This window comes from Catenibacterium faecis (assembly GCF_014306455.1).
GTDB lineage: Bacteria > Bacillota_I > Bacilli_A > Erysipelotrichales > Coprobacillaceae > Catenibacterium > Catenibacterium mitsuoka_A.
This window is the reverse complement of the sequence record NZ_JACRWG010000106.1, coordinates 1-3,353: the sequence shown is the minus strand read 5'-3', so window position 1 is coordinate 3,353 and position 3,353 is coordinate 1. Positions and strand designations below refer to the sequence as shown.

Here is a 3,353-nt window from a genome sequence, read left to right as displayed (position 1 = left end):
TGACGTTTCTAAATTAACTAAACCATAAAATTCAACTATTCTATTTTTTCTAAATTATTCAAACTTGTTTTTAAGTTTGTCTTTTTTTATACGTTTTGATTGATTTTTGTTTCACACTTGTACCTCTGTGTTTTTCGATAATTTCTCTCGATAGAAAAAGTCCGATTCCTGTACCACTCTTTTCCATGACCTCCTTGGAACTTCCTCTGTAAAATCGTTGAAAAATTTTGTGATACTCATTCTGCGGAATACCAATTCCCTGATCCTCAATTTCCATTCTTACAAGATCGTTTCTTTTTTGTAACCGGATAAATATTTTTGAACCATCCGGGCTGTACTTGATTGCATTATCCAGAACGTTGATCACAGCTTCACCAAGCCATCTTTTATCCTGCATAACCATGCATGTTTCCAGCTCTTTTGCATAGTCAAAAATGAATTCAATTTCTTTCTCATCTGCTTTAGGATAAGTGCGATTCACAGCAGATATGACAGTATCCATAAGTGGAAGTTTTTTCTTATTAATCTGAATCAGTCCAGTTTCCATCTTGGATATTTCAAGAAGCGACTGCAATAATGTCTCCAGTCCATCCAGAGCACTCCGACAACGGATACGAAACTCCTCCTGTTCTGTGGCACTTAAGTCATTCTGCATCAGCACACTAAAACATGTATCCAAAGCTGCAACCGGTGTCTTTAACTGGTGAGAAATATCAGAAACCATTTCTTTCGTGTTCTCCTTTTCTGCCCTTGCTTCTTCCTTTATCAACTGAATATGATGTCCGATTGCTTCAAGCTGGTCATTCAATTTTTCCAGTTCTGCATGATTTTCCGTTTTCAGTAAATCATCAAATTTATTTTCACGGAATCTGATCAGAATTTCTTCCAACTGGTCTAAAATTTTCTGATGACACGCATCTTCTTTTTTCTTCCAATAAAGTAGAAAAGTCAAAAGAAACACACATATCACAGTGCTTACAGCACCGGTCACCATAACTTGATGCCGAAATTGCGAATAAAATGCATTTCCTTTATTCCCCCTGTATCCATATTGCTCCAATAATTGCCTTCCCTGTTCGTTAGTTTCAATATCCTTATTCTTAAGCAATTCAGAAACAGCATCAAGCCCGGAAAATTCTTCCTTTGCAGCAATCTCTGTCATAAGATTCATTTTATATTTATAGTCTTCATAAAACACATACGTGGTAAAGCAATTTAATATTGCAAACAATAATATGACAGGTAATACCAAGGAGAGCACTACTGTCATCTTCTTGCGATATCTCTTTGTCACTGCCTTACCTCCTGATTCCATATATACCCAAGACCTCTAATATTCTTTATATAGACCGGTGCAGCCGGATTGTCTTCGATTTTCTCACGAAGTCTTCTGATATTGACAGCGATTGTATTTTCATCCACAAAATTCCCTTCCAGATCAAACACATTTTCCAATATTTGTGTTTTTGAAAGAATCTGTTTCGGATTCTGAAGAAAAAAAGTCAGCATTTTCAACTCCGTTTTTGTCAGACTGATTTCACGACTCTTTATCAGGACTTTCATTTCTCCTGCGAAAAATACGATATCTCCCGAAATCATCTTTCCAGTTTCCGTTTTCTCCTGTCTGCGGCGGAAATGTGCTTCTATTTTCAAAAGAAGTACCGAAAGACTAAACGGCTTTGTAATATAATCATCTGCCCCTGCTTCATATCCCATGACCTGATCCATCTCCTGATCTAGTGCTGTAAGACAAATAATGTATATATTATAATTGCATCTCATCCACCTTACAAATTCCAGTCCATTCCCATCTGGAAGATTCACATCACAAATGGTAACATCCACATTATTATCACTTGCAATTCTTTTCGCTTTTTTCACTGATTCTGCTGAAAAAACCTCATACCCGGATTTTTTCAGTGAAAATGTAATTCCACAATTTAAATTTTCATCATCTTCGACCACGAGTATACCTGGCATAGCATATGCACCTCTCTTTATTAACTATTCATCTTAAAATGCTTCAATGCCTCCACAATTGCACTCTCTTTATCTTCTGGACACTGCGGTTACCTGCTATCTTCATTTTTAGGTAAATTATAATTCTTTCCACCCTCAATTCCGCATTTTCTCTTTACCTGTGAGATATACAGATTGGAAACCTTCATGCCAGCATTATGTTCAGCCATATACTTCTTTATCTCATCATAAGTAGCCTTAGTCTCTGCAGATGTTATATCCATATCATCAAGTTCAATCGTGACATTAATGTAATCATCCGGCTTTTGTTTCAGTTGGGACAAAAGAACAACCGTCTCGCAAGTTCACGTTCTTCACCATTAAATGAATAATAAACAATTAATGTATCACTGAGACCACCTGTAATAGTCAAGGGGGGGCATCACTTTCCGAATATTTGGTATTATAAGTACATCCTGATAATGCGATCAACATCAAACATAAGAATGTAATGATTGATTTTCTCATAAAAAATCATCCTCGGACCTCATTATAACATATTTCCTAGAAAAAAATAATGAGTTCACAATGTGTTCATAGATAAAAAGCATAATAGTACCTGTAAAGAGAAAGCAACTCCCTATAATAATCAAAGCTTCTTTTTTACCAAGAGTGATCCCTAAAATTTCCCAAACTCCCTTCAAAATAACTCTTGAAATAAACAACGATCAGGCTTCCCTTCCTGATCGTTTTGTTTTATTTCAATTTTAGATATTCTTCTTCATCCACTGCTTCAAGCCACTCGTTTGAAGCATTTTCATTTGGTACACTTTCTGCAATATGTACAAAATAGCTTTTTGGTGCTGCACCATGCCAATGTTTGATTTCTGGCGCAATATAAACTGTATCACCTACATTGAGTTCCTGAGCAGGTTTTCCCCATTCCTGATAATACCCTCTTCCTGCAGTACATAATAAAATTTGTCCTGCACCATGATGGATATGCCAGTTGTTTCTACATCCTGGTTCAAAAGTAACATTAGAAATAAGAACTTCCTGATCATTAATAGAATAGAGATAACTATTACCTACAAAATACTTGGCATATGCTGTATTCAATTCACCAATAGGATAAGGACTCTGTTTCTTGATATCTTCTAAAGTATAATTCATGATTATTTCTCCATTTCATGTATACATCTGATCGCATTTAAAGTACGTGGATAACCGATATAAGGCATACAGTTAGAAATCACATTAATGAGATAATGTGCACAATGGCATCAACTTAAGGATTTAAACATCCAAAAAGTTGATGCTTTTTTTAGTTTCGTAGAATAATATGAGGTTTCATTTGTGTTTGGATTTCTACCTCAAAAAAAAGCGCATAGACC

4 protein-coding genes are annotated in these 3,353 nt (G+C 35.6%); all 4 read right to left on the bottom strand.

Annotated elements, in window-relative coordinates; all coding sequences use genetic code 11:
• Positions 1-70: 70 nt before the first annotated feature.
• The 4 genes from H8909_RS13840 to H8909_RS12755 all read right to left on the bottom strand — a co-directional run bounded on the left by H8909_RS13840 (position 71) and on the right by H8909_RS12755 (position 3,132).
• Positions 71-1,294, bottom strand: coding sequence for a sensor histidine kinase (locus H8909_RS13840; RefSeq protein WP_202985978.1), 1,224 nt, complete (start codon positions 1,292-1,294; stop codon positions 71-73).
• Positions 1,291-1,980 carry a response regulator transcription factor gene (locus H8909_RS12765; RefSeq protein WP_187013090.1) on the bottom strand — a complete coding sequence of 230 codons (690 nt, stop codon included), beginning with the start codon at positions 1,978-1,980 and terminating at the stop codon, positions 1,291-1,293. The genes H8909_RS13840 and H8909_RS12765 overlap by 4 nt, the downstream gene beginning before the upstream one ends.
• An 89-nt stretch (positions 1,981-2,069) precedes the next feature.
• Positions 2,070-2,303: a hypothetical protein gene (locus tag H8909_RS12760; RefSeq protein ID WP_238928303.1), complete on the bottom strand. Its 234-nt coding sequence runs from the start codon at positions 2,301-2,303 to the stop codon at positions 2,070-2,072.
• A gap of 412 nt (positions 2,304-2,715) precedes the next feature.
• Positions 2,716-3,132 carry a cupin domain-containing protein gene (locus tag H8909_RS12755; RefSeq protein WP_187013089.1) on the bottom strand — a complete coding sequence of 139 codons (417 nt, stop codon included), beginning with the start codon at positions 3,130-3,132 and terminating at the stop codon, positions 2,716-2,718.
• Between the last annotated feature and the right edge of the window lie 221 nt (positions 3,133-3,353).

What these genes read in the sequence shown, in the direction of transcription:
- H8909_RS12755 (WP_187013089.1), bottom strand. Translation starts at nt 3,132, where the DNA reads ATGAATTATACTTTAGAAGATATCAAGAAACAGAGTCCTTATCCTATT.
- H8909_RS12765 (WP_187013090.1), bottom strand. Translation starts at nt 1,980, where the DNA reads ATGCCAGGTATACTCGTGGTCGAAGATGATGAAAATTTAAATTGTGGA.